Annotated in this window: 17 protein-coding genes; 10 read left to right on the forward strand and 7 right to left on the reverse strand. The window is 67.6% G+C overall.

What is annotated here, in order from left to right; translation table 11 throughout:
• The first annotated feature begins 6 nt into the window (after positions 1-6).
• Genes WG924_RS09785 through WG924_RS09805 form a run of 5 tightly spaced genes read left to right on the forward strand, consistent with a single transcriptional unit; the run spans position 7 to position 6,336 of the window.
• On the forward strand, positions 7-1,239 hold the full coding sequence (locus tag WG924_RS09785) for a thiolase family protein (RefSeq protein ID WP_345932844.1): 1,233 nt from the start codon (positions 7-9) through the stop codon (positions 1,237-1,239).
• A 9-nt stretch (positions 1,240-1,248) separates the two neighbouring features.
• Positions 1,249-2,799: an AMP-binding protein gene (locus tag WG924_RS09790; protein WP_345932845.1), complete on the forward strand. Its 1,551-nt coding sequence runs from the start codon at positions 1,249-1,251 to the stop codon at positions 2,797-2,799.
• A gap of 9 nt (positions 2,800-2,808) precedes the next feature.
• Positions 2,809-4,332 (forward strand): class I adenylate-forming enzyme family protein, encoded by a 1,524-nt coding sequence (locus WG924_RS09795; protein WP_345932846.1) that lies wholly within the window; start codon positions 2,809-2,811, stop codon positions 4,330-4,332.
• 16 nt (positions 4,333-4,348) lie between these two features.
• Positions 4,349-5,530 (forward strand): lipid-transfer protein, encoded by a 1,182-nt coding sequence (locus WG924_RS09800; RefSeq protein WP_345932847.1) that lies wholly within the window; start codon positions 4,349-4,351, stop codon positions 5,528-5,530.
• 20 nt (positions 5,531-5,550) lie between these two features.
• Entirely contained in the window at positions 5,551-6,336 is a 786-nt protein-coding gene (locus WG924_RS09805; protein WP_345932848.1) for an SDR family NAD(P)-dependent oxidoreductase, read from the forward strand.
• Positions 6,337-6,411: 75 nt separating this feature from the next.
• On the opposite strand, the gene WG924_RS09810 is transcribed toward WG924_RS09805, so the two are convergent.
• The 7 genes from WG924_RS09810 to WG924_RS09840 form a co-directional block, all read right to left on the reverse strand.
• On the reverse strand, positions 6,412-7,905 hold the full coding sequence (locus WG924_RS09810; RefSeq protein ID WP_345932849.1) for an amidase: 1,494 nt from the start codon (positions 7,903-7,905) through the stop codon (positions 6,412-6,414).
• Between the two features lie 64 nt (positions 7,906-7,969).
• Positions 7,970-8,662, reverse strand: a complete 693-nt coding sequence (locus tag WG924_RS09815; RefSeq protein WP_345932850.1) for an ABC transporter ATP-binding protein — start codon at positions 8,660-8,662, stop codon at positions 7,970-7,972.
• Positions 8,656-9,426, reverse strand: a complete 771-nt coding sequence (locus WG924_RS09820) for an ABC transporter ATP-binding protein (protein WP_345932851.1) — start codon at positions 9,424-9,426, stop codon at positions 8,656-8,658. The genes WG924_RS09815 and WG924_RS09820 overlap by 7 nt, the downstream gene beginning before the upstream one ends.
• Positions 9,423-10,445, reverse strand: coding sequence for a branched-chain amino acid ABC transporter permease (locus tag WG924_RS09825; RefSeq protein ID WP_345932852.1), 1,023 nt, complete (start codon positions 10,443-10,445; stop codon positions 9,423-9,425). Before WG924_RS09825 ends, WG924_RS09820 begins: the two co-directional genes overlap by 4 nt.
• 4 nt (positions 10,446-10,449) lie before the next feature.
• On the reverse strand, positions 10,450-11,310 hold the full coding sequence (locus WG924_RS09830; protein WP_345932853.1) for a branched-chain amino acid ABC transporter permease: 861 nt from the start codon (positions 11,308-11,310) through the stop codon (positions 10,450-10,452).
• A gap of 97 nt (positions 11,311-11,407) precedes the next feature.
• Positions 11,408-12,613, reverse strand: coding sequence for an ABC transporter substrate-binding protein (locus WG924_RS09835; protein WP_345933238.1), 1,206 nt, complete (start codon positions 12,611-12,613; stop codon positions 11,408-11,410).
• A gap of 170 nt (positions 12,614-12,783) precedes the next feature.
• On the reverse strand, positions 12,784-13,572 hold the full coding sequence (locus tag WG924_RS09840; RefSeq protein ID WP_345932854.1) for a FadR/GntR family transcriptional regulator: 789 nt from the start codon (positions 13,570-13,572) through the stop codon (positions 12,784-12,786).
• A gap of 167 nt (positions 13,573-13,739) precedes the next feature.
• Here WG924_RS09840 and WG924_RS09845 point away from each other — a divergent pair, with 167 nt between their 5' ends.
• The 5 genes from WG924_RS09845 to WG924_RS09865 all read left to right on the forward strand — a co-directional run bounded on the left by WG924_RS09845 (position 13,740) and on the right by WG924_RS09865 (position 15,233).
• A complete protein-coding gene (locus WG924_RS09845; protein ID WP_188580907.1) occupies positions 13,740-13,928 on the forward strand; it encodes a DUF3008 family protein in 189 nt (62 codons plus the stop codon).
• 38 nt (positions 13,929-13,966) lie between these two features.
• Positions 13,967-14,152: a hypothetical protein gene (locus tag WG924_RS09850; protein WP_345932855.1), complete on the forward strand. Its 186-nt coding sequence runs from the start codon at positions 13,967-13,969 to the stop codon at positions 14,150-14,152.
• 65 nt (positions 14,153-14,217) lie between these two features.
• A complete protein-coding gene (locus tag WG924_RS09855) occupies positions 14,218-14,436 on the forward strand; it encodes a hypothetical protein (protein ID WP_345932856.1) in 219 nt (72 codons plus the stop codon).
• A 39-nt stretch (positions 14,437-14,475) separates the two neighbouring features.
• On the forward strand, positions 14,476-14,724 hold the full coding sequence (locus WG924_RS09860) for a hypothetical protein (protein WP_345932857.1): 249 nt from the start codon (positions 14,476-14,478) through the stop codon (positions 14,722-14,724).
• Positions 14,721-15,233, forward strand: a complete 513-nt coding sequence (locus tag WG924_RS09865) for a CinA family protein (RefSeq protein WP_345932858.1) — start codon at positions 14,721-14,723, stop codon at positions 15,231-15,233. The genes WG924_RS09860 and WG924_RS09865 overlap by 4 nt, the downstream gene beginning before the upstream one ends.
• The last annotated feature ends 16 nt before the right edge of the window (positions 15,234-15,249 follow it).

A 15,249-nucleotide genomic window follows, 5' to 3' on the forward strand; every position in this document is an offset into this window, starting at 1 on the left:
AACGACATGGAAAAGACGTATATCGTCGGGGTCGGGATGTCGCATTTCGGGCGCTTCCTGAACCGCAGCCTGGCCGACCTTGCCGGTGACGCGGTGACCGAGGCGCTGGCCGATAGCGGCCTTGCGCCGGGCGACATCGGGGCGGCCTATTTCGCCAATGCCTCGCAAGGCGTGGTCGAGGGCCAGCATCTGGTGCGTGGCCAGCTTGCCCTGCGCAAGCTGGGATTTCAGAACCTGTCGATCACCAATGTCGAGAATGCCTGCGCCAGCGGCAGCACCGCGCTGAATGCGGCGGTGGCCTATATCGCCTCAGGGCAGGGCGATGTGGCGCTGGCCGTGGGCGCCGACAAGATGAACGCGCCCGATCGTGCCCTGTCCTTCGCCATCTTCGACGGCGCCTGGGATGTTAGCGATGTCGAGGGCCAGATCGCGCGGCTGGAACGGCTGGGGCAGGCGATGCAGCCGCCGGAGCGCGCGGTGGAACCCGGGCAGCGCAGCGTGTTCATGGATGTCTATGCCGCACTCGCGCGGTTCCATATGGGCACCTTCGGCACCACCCAGGCGGATATCGCCCATGTCGCTGCCAAGAACCACAGCCATTCGGTGCTGAACCCCAAGGCACAGTACCGCCATGCGATGACGGTGGACGAGGTGCTGGCCGCGCGCGAGATTTCCTGGCCGCTGACCCTGCCGATGTGCGCGCCGATCAGCGACGGCGCGGCGGCGGCGATCGTGGTGTCGGAGAAGAAGGCGCGGCAGATGGGCCTGACCCGGGCGGTGCGGATCGCCGCCAGCGTGCAGGCCGCCGGCTCGGACCGGGCGCCCGAAGACCTCGATCGCCATATCTGCCGGCGGGCGGTGGACCGGGCCTATGAGCTGTCGGGGATCGCGCCGGAGGATGTCTCGGTGGTCGAGGTGCACGACGCGACCGCCTTTGCCGAATTGCAGCAGGCCGAGCTTCTGCGGCTGTGCCCGATGGGCGAGGGCGGTCGGCTCGCCGCCTCGGGTGCTACCACCCTTGGCGGGCGCGTCCCGATCAACGTGTCGGGCGGGCTCGAATCGCGCGGCCATCCGATCGGGGCGACCGGTCTGGCGCAGATCTATGAACTGGTCACGCAGTTGCGGGGTGAGGCCGGGCCGCGCCAGGTTGAGGGCGCGCGCGTCGGGCTCGCCGAGAATGGCGGCGGTTTCCATGGATACGAGGAAGCGGTGGCGGTGATCACGCTGCTGCAGCGATAGGAGGGCCTCATGCGCCTGATCGACTTTTTCGACCGCGGCGTCTCGATCAACCCCGACGGTGTCTGTCTGGAGGATGACGGGGTCAGCCGGAGCTATCGCTGCGTGCGGACGCGCAGCTTCCGCTTTGCCAATGCCATCGCGGCCGAGGGCTTCGGCCCCGGACACATGGCCGGCATCTACAGCCCCAATTGCGTGAGCGGTTTCGAGGCGATGCTGGGCCTGTTCCGCTCGGGCACCGCCTGGGTGCCGGTGAACGCCAAGAACGGCGTCGACGAGAACGCCTATATCCTCGATCACAACGACGTCGAGATCCTGTTCTATCACAGCAGCTTCGAAGCTGTTCTGGGCCGGATCAGGGCGCTGTGCCCCAAGATCCGGCGGTTCATCTGCCTCGACCGGGCGGGGTCGGATGGTCCCTGGCTGGAAGACTGGCTGGCCGATGCCGCCGACACCGATCCGGACGTCAAGCTGGGGCCGGACGATCTGGTCGGCATTCTGTCGTCGGGCGGCACCACGGGGCGGCCCAAGGGCATCATGCTGACCCAGCTTAACTGGGGCACGATGATCGCCAATTTCTATGCCGGTGTGGATCCGGGCCCGGCGCCGGTGCACCTGCTGATCACGCCGATGACCCATGCCGCCGGGGTGATGGCGGTCGTTCTGATGGCCGCCGGCGCGCGCAACATCATCCTGCCGGGGTTCGATGCCGCGCGGGTGCTCGACACGATCGCGCGCGACGAGGTCACGCATCTTTTCCTGCCGCCGACGGCGATCTACATGCTGCTGTCTGAGCCGGGGATCGGGGATCGCAGCTTTCCGTCGCTGCGCGGCTTCATCTATGCGGCGGCGCCGATGGCGGTCGACAAGCTGCGGCAGTGCCTGAAGATCTTCGGCCCGGTGATGATGCAGAGCTTCGGCCAGGCCGAATCGCCGATGTTCTGCACGCTGCTGACGCCCGAGGACCATCTGGTGCTGGGCGATCCGGCGCGCGAACACCGCCTTGCCAGTTGCGGACGGCCGACATTGCTGACGCCGGTGGCGATCATGGACGATGACGGCAGGCTGATGGCCCGGGGCACGCGCGGCGAGATCGTGGTGCGCGGCAATCTGGTGATGAAGGGGTATTACAAGAACCCCGAGGCGACGGCCGATGTCTCGCAGCATGGCTGGCATCACACCGGCGACGTCGGATATCTCGACGCGGAGGGCTATCTCTACATCGTCGACCGCAAGAAGGACATGATCATCTCGGGCGGGTTCAACGTCTATCCGTCGGAAGTCGAACAGGTGATCTGGGCGCATCCCGCCGTGCAGGATTGCGCGGTGATCGGGGTGCCCGACGAGAAATGGGGCGAGGCGGTCAAGGCGGTGATCGAACTCAAGCCTGGCGCCCGGCTGGACCCCGACGAGATCATCCGCATCTGCAAGCAGCAGCTCGGCAGCGTGAAGGCACCGAAATCGGTGGCGATCTGGGACGAGCTGCCGCGCAGCCCCGTGGGCAAGGTGCGCAAGAAGGACATCCGGGATGTCTTCTGGCAGGACCAGACGCGGAAGATCTGAGGGCGCGACATGAATATCTCCGAACTTCTGGCGCAATCCGCCCGAACCTTCCACGACCGGCCCGCCGTCTGCCTGGGCGATGCCACCGTCCTTACCTATGCCGGGCTGCGCGATCGCGGCGCGGCGCTGGCCGCCGGCCTGCGCACACGCGGCGTGCCCCGGGGCGGGCGTGTCGTGATCTACATGGGCAATCGTCCGGAATATTTCGAGATGCTGTTCGGCATCTGGGCGGCGGGCTGTGTCGCGGTGCCGGTCAACGCCAAGCTGCATCCGGCCGAGGTGGCCTTTGTCGTGGAGAACAGCGGCGCCAGCCTGCTGTTCACCGACAAGGCCGGGGACATGGCCGGTTTCGCCGGAACGGTCGCGGTGGATGGCCCCGACTATGCGGCCCTGACGGCCGGGCCGCCAGACTTCGCGCCGGCCGCCTTCGCGCCGATCCGGGTCGCAGCCGAGGATCCCGCCTGGATCTTCTATACCTCCGGCACCACCGGCCGGCCCAAGGGCGCGGTGTTGAGTCACCGCAATCTCTGGGCGATGACGGCGAGCTTTCTGGCCGATATCTGCCCGGTCGGGGAGGGCTCGGCCGCGCTGCATCCCGCGCCGCTGTCCCATGCGGCGGGCCTGTTCGCCCTGCCATTCGTGCGGCGGGGGGCCGCCAATGTCGTTCCCGAAAGCGGCGGGTTCGATCCCGACGAGCTGGTGGCGCTGCTGCATCATTTTCCGCGAGCGTCCTTCTTCGCCGCGCCGACGATGCTTAATCGCTTCATCGCCTGTCCGGCGCTGGACGCGCGCGCGATCGCCGGTATCGATCTGATCTTCTGCGGCGGCGCGCCGATCTATGTCGAGGATCTGCGCCAGGCGCTCGGTCTGTTGGGGTCGCGCATCTGGATCGGCTATGGCCAGGGTGAGGTGCCCTGCACGATCAGCTATCTGCCGCCGGATGTGCTGGGGCTGGACACGCCCGAGAGCTGGCTCGGCTCGGTCGGCATCGCCCGCACCGGCGTTACCGTCCGCGTGGTCGACGACGCCGGCGCCGACTGCGCGCCCGATATGCCGGGCGAGGTGATCGTGTCCGGCGACGTTGTGATGTCCGGCTATTGGCAGAACCCTGAAGCCACCGCCGCGGCCCTGCGCGACGGGTGGCTCTATACCGGCGATATCGGCAGTCTCGACACCCAAGGCGTGCTGACGCTCAAGGACCGGTCCAAGGATGTGATCATCTCGGGCGGGTCGAACATCTATCCCCGCGAGGTCGAGGAGGTGCTGCTGCGTTATCCCGGCGTCACCGAGGCCAATGTGACCGGCCGCCCGCATGCCGACTGGGGCGAAGAGGTCGTGGCCTTCGTGGTTGCCGAGGACGGGGTGACCGCCGAGGCGCTGGACCGGTTCTGCCTGGAGCGGATCGCCCGGTTCAAACGCCCGAAATCCTATCGCTTCGTCCCGTCGCTGCCGAAAAGCAGCTACGGCAAGATCCTGAAGACCGAACTGCGCCGCATGCTGGCCGAGACCGAGCCGGCCCCGAAGACGCTTTGACCCAAGGAGGCGTGACATGACCACACTCATTGCCGGCGTCGGCATGATTCCCTTCGCCAAGCCCGGCGCCTCGGCGCCCTATGACGTCATGGGCGAGGCGGCGATCCGTCTGGCGCTCGACGATGCCGGGATCGGCTTCGAGGCCGTGGAGCAGGCCTATGCCGGCTATGTCTATGGCGACAGCACCAGCGGCCAGCGGGTGATCTATCGCGTCGGCATGACCGGCATTCCCATCGTCAACGTGAACAACAACTGTTCCAGCGGCTCGACCGCGCTGTTCCTGGCGCGGCAGGCGGTGGAAAGCGGCGTGGCCGACTGCGTGCTGGCGGTGGGGTTCGAACAGATGACGCCGGGCGCGCTGGGCGCGGTGTTCACCGACCGGCCCTCGCCGCTGGGTGAGTTCGACGCGGTCACCGATGCGCTGATCGGCGCGTCGGATCTGCCGATGACGCTGAAATATTTCGGCGGCGCGGGCAAGGCGCATATGGAGCGCCATGGCACCCGGCTTGAAACCTTCGCGGCCATCCGCGCCAAGGCCAGCCGCCATGGCGCGCGCAACCCGCTCGCGGTGTTCCGCCGGGAGATGAGCGTCGAGGAGGTGATGAACGCCCAGACCATCTGGCCCGGCGTGATGACCCGCCCCATGGCCTGCCCGCCGACCTGCGGTGCCGCGGCGGCGCTGGTGGTGTCGGAAGACTTCGCCCGGCGCAACGGGCTGGACGCGACGGTGCGCATCCGCGCGCAGGCGATGACCACCGACCGCCCCGGCAGCTTCGACAGCCGCGACATGATCGAGGTGGTCGGCGCCGATCTGACGCGCAAGGCGGCGCGGACGGTCTATGAGGCGGCGGGTATCGGCCCCGAGGATATCGACGTCATCGAACTGCACGACTGTTTCGCCCAGAACGAGCTGATCACCTATGAGGGGCTGGGTCTTTGCGGAGAGGGCGCGGCCGAGGCATTGGTCATGGACGGCGACAACACCTATGGCGGGCGATACGTCACCAACCCCTCGGGCGGGCTGCTCTCGAAAGGCCATCCGCTGGGGGCGACGGGGTTGGCCCAGTGCTATGAGCTGACGCAGCAATTGCGCGGCCGCGCCGGGGACCGGCAGGTCGAGGGCGCGCGGCTGGCGTTGCAGCACAATCTGGGGCTCGGCGGCGCGGCGGTCGTAACCCTTTACGAGGCCGGCGCATGATGGCGGGGGGAGGCGGGATCATGGACTATGGCGTTGCCCTGGTGACGGGGGCGGGTTCGGGGATCGGGCAGGGGGTGGCGAGACGGCTGGCCCGGCTCGGCGCCCGGGTCGTCGTCACCGATATTTCCGAGGCCGGCATCGACGAGACCCTGGGTCTGATCGCCGCGGAGGGCGGCAAGGCGATCGGCCAGCGGCTCGACGTCGCCGACGCGGCCTCGGTCGAGGCGGCCTTCGCCGCCGCCGAAGCCTGGGACAAGCCGGTCGACGTGCTGGTCAACAATGCCGGCATCGCATCGCTGCATGCCTTCCTCGATTTCCCGACCGAGGACTGGACCCGGGTGATGACGGTGAATGTCACCGGCACCCTGCTATGCGCGCAACGCGCCGGGCGCGCGATGGTGCGGCAGGGCTATGGCCGGATCGTCAACATCGCCTCGGTCAGCGGCATCCGCGCCGGGGTGGGGCGGACGGCCTATGGCACCTCGAAGGCGGCGATGATCGGGCTGACCCGTCAGATGGCGCTGGAGCTTGGGCCTTACGGGGTCACCGCCAACGCCGTCGCACCTGGCCCGATCGTGACCCCGCTGACGCAGGCGAATTATACCGAGGCGACGGTCGCGGCGTTTCTGCCGATGATCCCGGCGCGACGCATGGGCCAGTCCGCCGATATCGCCGCCGCGGTCGCCTATCTCGCCAGTCCCGAGGCCGGTTATGTCAATGGCGACGTGCTGGTGGTCGATGGCGGCTATGTCGCCGCCGGGGTGACCCAGACCGGGCATCTGGATTTGGCCGGACGTGGCGGATAGCAAGCCGTCATGCGCCGCGAACCGCCCGGGGATGTCTTCTGTCCTCAGGGGTTCGCGGCGCGGGCGGGGCCGGCGTCAGCGCGCCTCCAGATCCTCGACCGGGGCCGCCGGGAAGCGGGGCGGGCGGGCCGATTCGAAGGCGTGGGCGGCGCGAAACACCAGATCGTCACGGAAGCGCGGCCCCACGATGTGCAGGCCCACCGGCATGCCGTCATCGCCGAAACCGCATTGCACCGATGCCGCCGGCTGCTGGGTGAGGTTGAACGGATAGCTGAACGGCGTCCACTGCATCCAATGGTCCAGCCCCGACCCCGGCGGCACGTCATGGCCGGCGGCGAAGGCGGTGATCGGCAAGGTGGGGGTGATCAGCAGGTCGTAGGTGCGGTGGAAGGCGGCCATCCGTTCACCCAGCGCCACCCGGGCATCGACCGCGCGCAGATAATCGACCGTGCCGATCGCGGCACCCAGCTCCGCCACCCGGCGCAGGCCCGGATCGACCAGCGCGCGCTGATCGGGGGCCATATTGGCCAGGATCTTGGCGGCACCGGTGAACCAGTGGGCGTTGAAGATCTCAAGCGGGTCGTCGAAGCCCGGATCGACCTCGTCGATGATCGCCCCCAGATCGGCCAGCACCGCCACCGCCGCATCCACCGCGCGCGCGACATCGGGGTTGACCGACACATAACCCAGCGTGCGGCTATAGGCGATGCGCAGGCCGCGGATGCCGCGTTCCAGCGACAGGGTCCAGTCCTGCGCCACCGGCGCGCCCATATACCAGTCGCGGTCATCCGCCTGGCCGACCACGGTCATCATCAGCGCGCTGTCGGCGATGGTGCGGGTCATCGGCCCCAGATGCGATGTGGTGCCCATGGCGCTGGCCGGCCATTGCGGGATGATGCCGAAGGTGGGCTTGATGCCGGCGGTGCCGGTGAAGGCGCAGGGGATGCGGATCGATCCGCCGGCATCCGAGCCCTGATGCAGCACGCCCATATTCAGCGCCGCCGCCGCCCCGGCGCCACCGCTGGAGCCGCCGGCGGTGGTGGCGGTGTTCCACGGATTGCGGGTGATGCCGGTAAGCGGGCTGTCGGTGACACCCTTCCAGCCGAATTCCGGTGTCGCGGTCTTGCCCAGGATCACCGCACCCGCCGCCCGCATATGGGCGGTGAACGGCGCGTCGACATCCCACGGGCCATCGGCCGCGATGGTCTTCGATCCCTTGCGGGTCGGCCAGCCCCGCGTGAAGGTCAGATCCTTGATCGAGGACGGCACGCCATCGACCGGGCCTGCCGGGGCACCCGCCATCCAGCGGGCTTCCGAGGCGCGGGCATCGGCCATGGCCGCGTCCTCATCGACCAGCACATAGGCGTTGACCGCGTGGTTGAACCGGCTGATCCGGTCGAGCGCCGCGCGGGCAGCCTCAACCGGCGAGGCGGCCTTGCGGCGATAGAGCCGGAGCAGGTCGCCGGCACCCAGCGTGCCGAGATCGGTTGGATCCTGAGCGACGGAAGCCGGCGGAGCGACGGAAGCCGGCGGAGCGACGGGAGCCGGCACGACAGGATGTTCGGACATGGGGTATGACCTTCTTCTCGTTGGCGGACAGTGGCTTCTCGTTGGCGGACAGTGGCTGCTGTGGCTATTGGCTGAGGGCGAGATAGCGGTCGCGCACCGCCCGGTCGGCCTTGAAGGCCTGGGCGCTGCCGGTATAGACGATCCGGCCCTGTTCCAGAATGTAATGACGATCGGCCAATGCCTCGCAGACCGCCAGATTCTGTTCGACCAGCAAGACCGGCATGCCGCTTTCGCGGATGGCCTTCAGGATCCGGACGATCTCGTCGACGATCACCGGCGCCAGACCCTCGGTCGGTTCGTCGAGCAACAGGATGCGCGGGTTGTTGACCAGGGCGCGGGCCATGGCCAGCATCTGCTGTTCGCCGCCCGACAGCGCCCGGCCGCCATTGCGGCGGCGTTCGCGCAGCCGCGGGAACATGGCATAGACATCGTCCAGCCCCCAGCGGCCGCCCTTGCGCAGCGCGATCTTCAGGTTCTCTTCCACTGTCAGCACGCCGAAAATGCCGCGATGTTCCTGCACCAGCGCCACGCCCCGCCGGGCGATCTCATAGGGTTCGCGGCCGCGCAGATCCTGATTGTCGAAGGTGATCCGGCCGGTGGTGGTGGTGATGCCGGCGATGGAGCGGAGCGTGGTGGTCTTGCCGGCGCCGTTGCGGCCGAGCAGGGTGACCAGCTCCCCCGCCCGCACCTCCATGGTCACACCTTCCAGCACATGGCTTTTGCCGTAATAGGCGTGGACGTCGTCGAGCGTCAGCATGCCCCCGCCTCCCCCAGATAGGCACTGCGGACCCGGTCGTCATTGCGCACCAGATCGGGCGGACCTTCCACCAGAACCCGGCCCTGATGCATCACCGTGATCACGTCGCTGATCGACATCACGATGCTCATATTATGCTCGATCAGCATCACGGTGTAGTCGTGGCCAAGCTCGCCGATCAGCCGGGTCATCACCGGGATGTCGTCGATGCCCATGCCGGATGTCGGCTCGTCGAGCAGCAGCAGTTTCGGGCGCGCCGCCAGCGCCATGCCCACTTCCAGCACCCGTTGCTGGCCATGCGACAGCTCGCCCGCCGGCAGATGGGCGCGGCCACCCAGTTGCAGGCGGTCGATGATCTCGTCGGCAACCCTCAGATGATCGGGGCGCGACGTCACCGGCCGCCAGAAGGCCAGCGCCCGGGCGCCGTCGCGGCCCTGCGCCGCCAGCCTGAGGTTCTCGCGCACGCTCAAGGTCTGGAACAGGCTGGTGATCTGGAACGAGCGCGACATGCCAAGCCCGACCCGGGCTTCCGGCGGGCGGTTGGTGATGTCCTGGCCCGCGAACCTCACCCGGCCGGCGGTCGGCCGGCGTTCCCCGGTCAGGCAGTGAAAGGTGGTGGTCTTGCCGGCGCCGTTGGGGCCGATGATGGTGTGAATGGTGCCCTGGCGCACGGTCAGGTCCACACCATCCACCGCCTTGAACGCGCCATAGGCAAGCTCAAGCCCGGTGGTCTGCAACAGGATGTCGCCGGATGGCGTGGTCATGGCCGGTCCTCCGCCCTGGAACCGCCGCGGCGCTGGCGCCAGCGGTCGATCAAGCCTTCGATGCCGCCCCACAACCCGCCGCGCATCACGATCACCACCGCGATCAGGGCAACGCCCAGCAGCAGATGCCAGCGCGGCCAGATCGCCGACAGCCAGTCGCCCAGCAGCACGATGCCGGCCGAACCCAGGATCGAGCCCAGCAGCGACCCGGTGCCGCCGATGATGGTCATGATCAGGATGTTTTCCGACATCGGCAGCTCGATGTTCGACAGCGGCGCGAAGTTCAGCAGCATGGCATAGAGCGCGCCGGCGATGCCGGTCAGCGCGCCGGAAATGGTGAAGGCCAGGATCTTGAACTGGCGGGTGTCGTAACCGACGGCGGCGGCGCGGTCGGTGTTCTCGCGGATCGCGACCAGGGTGCTGCCGAAGGGTGAGTTGATGATCCGCCGCGCGCCCACGAACATCGCCATATAGATCGCGGCGACGAAACCATAGAAGGCGAGCGGTGACGACAGATCGGCCAGCACGATGCCGGCGATGGCCAGGGGCGGGCGCGGCACGTCCAGCAGGCCGTTATCGCCGCCGGTCCAGTCGCTGAGGGTATAGGCCGCGAAATAGGCGAGCTGGGTGAAGGCGAGGGTGAGCATGACGAAATAGATGCCGGTGCGCCGGATCGCCAGCGTGCCGACCAGGGCCGCCGCCAGCGCGCCGCCGGCGCCCGCGATCAACAGCGCGCCGATCAGCCCGACATCCAGATGGATCATGGCCAGCGACGCCAGATAGGCGCCGGTGCCGAAGAAGATCGCCTGACCGAAGGACAGCAGCCCGGTATAGCCAAGCAGCAGGTTGCAGGCCAGCGCCGCCATGGCGAAGATCACGATCTCGGTGGCCAGCGTCGCCGAGGGCAGCACCACCGGCAGGATGATCACCGCGGCCAGCGCCGCCAGGGTGATGCCGCCCAGGATGCGCGGGTTGCGGATCGCGGCCGTGGCGGTCGTGGTGGATGATGGCTGGGCCATGGCCTCAGGCCCTCCCGAACAGGCCATAGGGGCGCCACAGGATCACGGCGGCCATGGCGCCATAGATCATCAGGCTGGCCCCTTGCGGCCACAGGCTGGTCATCAGGCTTTGCACCAGCCCGACCAGCAGGCTGCCGACCAGCGCGCCGGTGAACGAGCCCATGCCGCCGATCACCACCACCACGAAGGCGATGCCCAGCACCTCGGCGCCGATGAACGGATGCGCGCCGCGGATCGGCGCCGACAACACCCCGGCGATGCCGGCCAGCGCCACGCCGAGGGCGAAGGTCAGCGAGAACAGCCGGTAGATATTGGTGCCGAGCAGCGCCACCTGCTCAGGGTTTTCCGACCCGGCGCGGACCAGCGCGCCGAAACGGGTGCGTTCCAGCAGCAGCCACAGCGCCAGGCCGATCACCGCCGCCAGCGCGATCATGAACAGCCGGTATTCCGGATAGGCGAAATTGCCGAAGCGGACCACGCCGCGCAGCATCTCGGGCGCCGGCACGCTTTTGCCGACCGGACCCCAGATCATGATCGCGCTTTCCTGGATGATCAGCGCGATGCCCAGGGTGATCAGGATCTGGAAGGTGTGGGGCAGGTGATAGACCCGCTTGATCAACGCCCGTTCGGTGACCCAGGCGATGGCACCCACCACCAGCGGCCCCGCGACCAGAGCCAGCCAGAAATTGCCGGTCAGGCTGACGGCGGTATAGCAGACATAGGCGCCGACCAGAAAGAAGGCGCCATGGGCGAAGTTCACGAAATTGAGCAGGCCGAAGATGATCGTCAGCCCCACCGAGATGAGGAAATAGATCATCCCCAGCCCCAGACCGTTCAGGATCTGGAACAGATAGACGTTGAGCATCGGGTGCTGCCTCTGACCGGAAAGCGGACGGGCGGCGGGCGGTCTATCCCGTGACCGCGCCGCCCGCCCGCCATGCGTCGTGCCGGCGTGATGCCGGTCAGGCCATCTTGCAGACGATGGCGTCGCCTTCCGGGAACGACCGGCCACTGCTGACGATGTCGGCCAGATCGTCGTCATCGGCCTTGGCCGAGGCCGCCTTGCCCTTCAGCAGATAATAATCCTTGATCACCTGATGGTCTTCGGCGCGCACGGTCTCGGTGCCGGTCGGGCCTTCATAGGTCATGCCCGACAACGCCTTGCGCACGGCGGCGCCATCGGTGCTGCCGGCCGCCTTGATCGCGTCCAGGATGACCCTGGTTCCGATATAATCGGCCGCCAGCGGATAGTTCGCGGTGATGCCATAGGCCTCGCGGACCTTCTTGACCAGCTCGACATTCATCGGGCTCTCGACCTGATGCCAGTACTGGGCGCCCAGATAGACATCCTCGATCACGTCCGAGCCCAGTTCCTGGAACTGATCCAGCCCCGCCGACCAGGCGAGCAGAATGGTCATCTGGCTTTTCAGGCCGAAATTCACCGCCTGACGCAGCGTGTTCGACGACTGGCCGCCGAAATTCAGGATCAGCAGCACATCCGGCGACTGGCCCATCGCGTTGGTCAGATAGCCCGAGAATTCCTGTTCCTGCAACGAGTGATAGCTGTTGCCGACATGCTCGATGCCCTTCTCGGCGAAGATCCGCTTGGCATTGTTGAGCAGGGCCTCGCCGAAGACATATTGCGGCGTGATCGTGTACCAGCGCTTCGCGTCGGGCATCGCCTCGATCAGCGGCCGCACGGTCTGTTCGATCGCGCCATAGGTCGGCACCGACCAGCGGAAGGTGCCGGGGTTGCAGTCGCTGCCGGTCAACTCGTCGGCGCCGGCCGGGGTCATGAACACGCCACCCGCCTGATTGACCTCCTTGCCGACCGCGAGCGCCGATGACGACAGCGTGCAGCCGTTGAAGAAGCGGGCGCCGTCCTGCTGGATGGCTTCCTGCACCTTGCGCACCGCCTTGCCGGCATTGCCTTCGGTATCGATGGTCTTATAGCTGGCGGGGCCGCCCAGCACGTCGCCATAGCTGCCGACCGCCAGTTTCGAGCCCATCTCGGCGAATTTGCCATAGCTGGCGAAACCGCCCGACATCGACTTGACGCCATGGATGGTGACGGGGTCCGCGGCGAAGGCGCGGCTGCGGATGATGGCCGGGGCGGCGAGCAGCGAGCCGGCGGCAAGGCCGGTCTTCAGAAAAGTGCGGCGCTTCATGATCATGGGTCTGGGCCTCCATGTCCCGTGGATGGTCTTGTGCCCCGCGATGGGGGCTGGTTGTCGAACCGTCCGGCTTCTGGGGGATTTATACGGCCCGCAACGCTCCCCGCGCGGGCTGTGGCCGGATCGGTCGTCTGTGGTCTTCGGCGGTCAAGGCACCGGGGTGGTCAGGCCGCCCCCGGTTCAAGCAGAAAGCGGCGCGCCACCTCGGCCTCCAGGGCGTCGAGATGGTCTTCGGCATCGCACATGTGGTCGGTCATCAGCCGGCGGATCGCGCCCGCATCCTCGCGGCGATAGGCGTCGACGATCTGGCGGTGGTAGTCGACATTGGCCGCGCCGAACTGGTGGCGCTCGGGCACATAGACCTTCTTCAACACCACCACATCGCGCAGCAATTCGTTCAGGAACCGGCCGAGGAAGCCATAGATCGGGTTCGGGCAGGCATCGGCCAGCACGTTGTGGAACTCGATCTCGGCGATGCGCTGGACGCGCTGTTCGTCCTCGCTCACCGGCTCGTGGGCGCAGAGCGCGATGTTGTCCTCTAGCGCCGCGTAATCGGCCTCGGTCAGCCGGCCCACCGCCAGCACCGCCACCTCGGGCTCGATCAGTTTGCGCAGGGCATAGATCTGGTGGCTGTCGGGGTGGCGGAAATGCAGGAAATTGCGCAGGGCGCGTGAGGCGTGGTCATGGGTGGGCTCGGCCAGATAGGCGCCGCCGCCGGGCCCTGTCCGGCTGACCACCAGCCCTTCCACCTCCAGCCCCTTCAGCGCCTCGCGCACCGTGGCCTTGGCGCAGCCGTGCTCTGCGATCAACTCGGCCTCGCCCGGCAGCCGGTCGCCGGGCTTCAGCTTTTCGGTGACGATGCGGCGCTTCACATCCTCGACGATCAGCTCCGACAGCTTCTGGCGGCGGCGCAGGGTCTGGCTGGGGCTGCGTCGCGCCGGCGTCACCGTCATGCATGGGCCTCCGTGCCACGGGCCGCCGAAGCGGCGATTGATGCTATTTATTATGATAATTAGGATCGAATTTTCCGGCCCCGTCAAGCGCCGGTGAAACCTTCGCGGCCGTCGGGTGTTGAAAGGCTGATGGCCGGACCAGGCCGACAGACGGAGGGTCATGAACCATGCCCGCGAAATCGAAAGCCCAGCAGAAAGCCGCCGGGGCCGCCTTGTCGGCCAAGCGCGGCGACACCAAGGTCAGTGACCTGAAGGGCGCGTCGAAATCGATGGTCAAGTCGATGAGCGAGAAGGAGCTGCACGACATGGCCGCGACCGACCGCAAGGGAAAGCCCGAGCACGCGTCGAAGTCGTGATCGCGCCCGCCATGCCCCAACCGACCGGGATCCGAGCAATGTCGAGCAAACCGCCGCCGGTGCCACCGGCCAATCGCAGCCCCAAGGGCACCGGTGAAGACCCGCATATCTCCACCGATGATGCCCCCAAGGGCACGCATGGCGCGCCCAACCCCGACAAGCAGGGGCAGCAGGGCGCCAGCCGCCAGGGCACCACCCATCAAGGCTATCAGCAGGACCGCTGAGGGGAAGGGCGGTGCGCCACCAAGACGAAATCAGGTTCCGGACACAGTCACCGGAGGCAGACGAGATGTCGAAACATCCCAAGACCGAACGGCCGAGCGATGCCGATCTGCGCGGCAACCCGATGATCGGCGGCAGTCGCGGCACCACCCGTGCCGGCGTCGATGCCAACGAGCTGGCGCAGGATCAGGGCCGCAACACCATGGAGGGCGATGTCGGCAACGACACCACGCCCCAGGGCGGCATCGCCAAATCCCCCCAGGCCGACCGGACCACCCGGCGTTGACGCAGGCCTGACGACACATCCAATCAGGGAGCCACCCCCGTGGCCAATGCAAGCAAGAAACACATCGGCACGGGCGCCCAGGGCAAAGGCTCTGGCGCCGGTGCCATGACCGACCTGCCGCCCGAGGGTATCGAGGAAGGCAAGGTATTGTCGAACCGCGACAAATCGCGCCATACCGACGCGCGCGGTCGCGATGGAAAGGCCATTCAGTCCGACCAGTATCAGGACAATGAGCACGACCAGCGGCCGGCGCCGGAGCCTGGCCGTGAGGGCGGAGCGCGGCAATGACCGAGACCGTGGCCCTGCCGGCCGATCTGGACACCCGGGTGCGCCGGTTTCTGACGGCGGCCTGTGCCCGCAATCTTAGGCTGGCCACCGCCGAAAGCTGCACCGGCGGGTTGCTGGCATCGCTGTTCACCGATGTGCCGGGCTGTTCGCACGCCTTTGAACGCGGCTTCGTGGTCTATAGCAATGCCGCGAAGCATGAACTTCTGGGCGTGCCGCAGGCACTGCTGGACGATCCGGGGCCGGTGTCGGAACCGGTGGCGCGGGCGCTGGCCGAAGGCGCGCTGGCGCGGGCGATCGCGGATATCGCGATCGCCACCACCGGCTTCGCCGGTGCCGGCGCACCCGGCGACGAACCCGGTCTGGTGCATGTGGCGGTGGCGGCCCGCAACCGCCCGACCCGCCATCGCCGCGTCAACTTCCCTGAAACCGATCGCGGCGGTGTGCGGCTGCGGGCCGTGGAATTGTCGCTGGATCTGTTGGAGGAGGTGCTGGACGGGTGGGGGCGATAGAGGAATTTCCGTTTGC

Source organism: Tistrella arctica, assembly GCF_039630945.1.
Taxonomy (GTDB): Bacteria; Pseudomonadota; Alphaproteobacteria; order Tistrellales; family Tistrellaceae; genus Tistrella; species Tistrella bauzanensis.

Coding starts and splice junctions, on each gene's coding strand:
- WG924_RS09790 (WP_345932845.1), top strand. CDS start 1,249: ATGCGCCTGATCGACTTTTTCGACCGCGGCGTCTCGATCAACCCCGAC.
- WG924_RS09795 (WP_345932846.1), top strand. CDS start 2,809: ATGAATATCTCCGAACTTCTGGCGCAATCCGCCCGAACCTTCCACGAC.
- WG924_RS09815 (WP_345932850.1), bottom strand. CDS start 8,662: ATGCTGACGCTCGACGACGTCCACGCCTATTACGGCAAAAGCCATGTG.
- WG924_RS09785 (WP_345932844.1), top strand. CDS start 7: ATGGAAAAGACGTATATCGTCGGGGTCGGGATGTCGCATTTCGGGCGC.
- WG924_RS09830 (WP_345932853.1), bottom strand. CDS start 11,310: ATGCTCAACGTCTATCTGTTCCAGATCCTGAACGGTCTGGGGCTGGGG.
- WG924_RS09850 (WP_345932855.1), top strand. CDS start 13,967: ATGTCGAGCAAACCGCCGCCGGTGCCACCGGCCAATCGCAGCCCCAAG.
- WG924_RS09835 (WP_345933238.1), bottom strand. CDS start 12,613: ATGAAGCGCCGCACTTTTCTGAAGACCGGCCTTGCCGCCGGCTCGCTG.
- WG924_RS09845 (WP_188580907.1), top strand. CDS start 13,740: ATGCCCGCGAAATCGAAAGCCCAGCAGAAAGCCGCCGGGGCCGCCTTG.
- WG924_RS09865 (WP_345932858.1), top strand. CDS start 14,721: ATGACCGAGACCGTGGCCCTGCCGGCCGATCTGGACACCCGGGTGCGC.
- WG924_RS09855 (WP_345932856.1), top strand. CDS start 14,218: ATGTCGAAACATCCCAAGACCGAACGGCCGAGCGATGCCGATCTGCGC.
- WG924_RS09810 (WP_345932849.1), bottom strand. CDS start 7,905: ATGTCCGAACATCCTGTCGTGCCGGCTCCCGTCGCTCCGCCGGCTTCC.
- WG924_RS09805 (WP_345932848.1), top strand. CDS start 5,551: ATGGACTATGGCGTTGCCCTGGTGACGGGGGCGGGTTCGGGGATCGGG.
- WG924_RS09825 (WP_345932852.1), bottom strand. CDS start 10,445: ATGGCCCAGCCATCATCCACCACGACCGCCACGGCCGCGATCCGCAAC.
- WG924_RS09820 (WP_345932851.1), bottom strand. CDS start 9,426: ATGACCACGCCATCCGGCGACATCCTGTTGCAGACCACCGGGCTTGAG.
- WG924_RS09800 (WP_345932847.1), top strand. CDS start 4,349: ATGACCACACTCATTGCCGGCGTCGGCATGATTCCCTTCGCCAAGCCC.
- WG924_RS09840 (WP_345932854.1), bottom strand. CDS start 13,572: ATGACGGTGACGCCGGCGCGACGCAGCCCCAGCCAGACCCTGCGCCGC.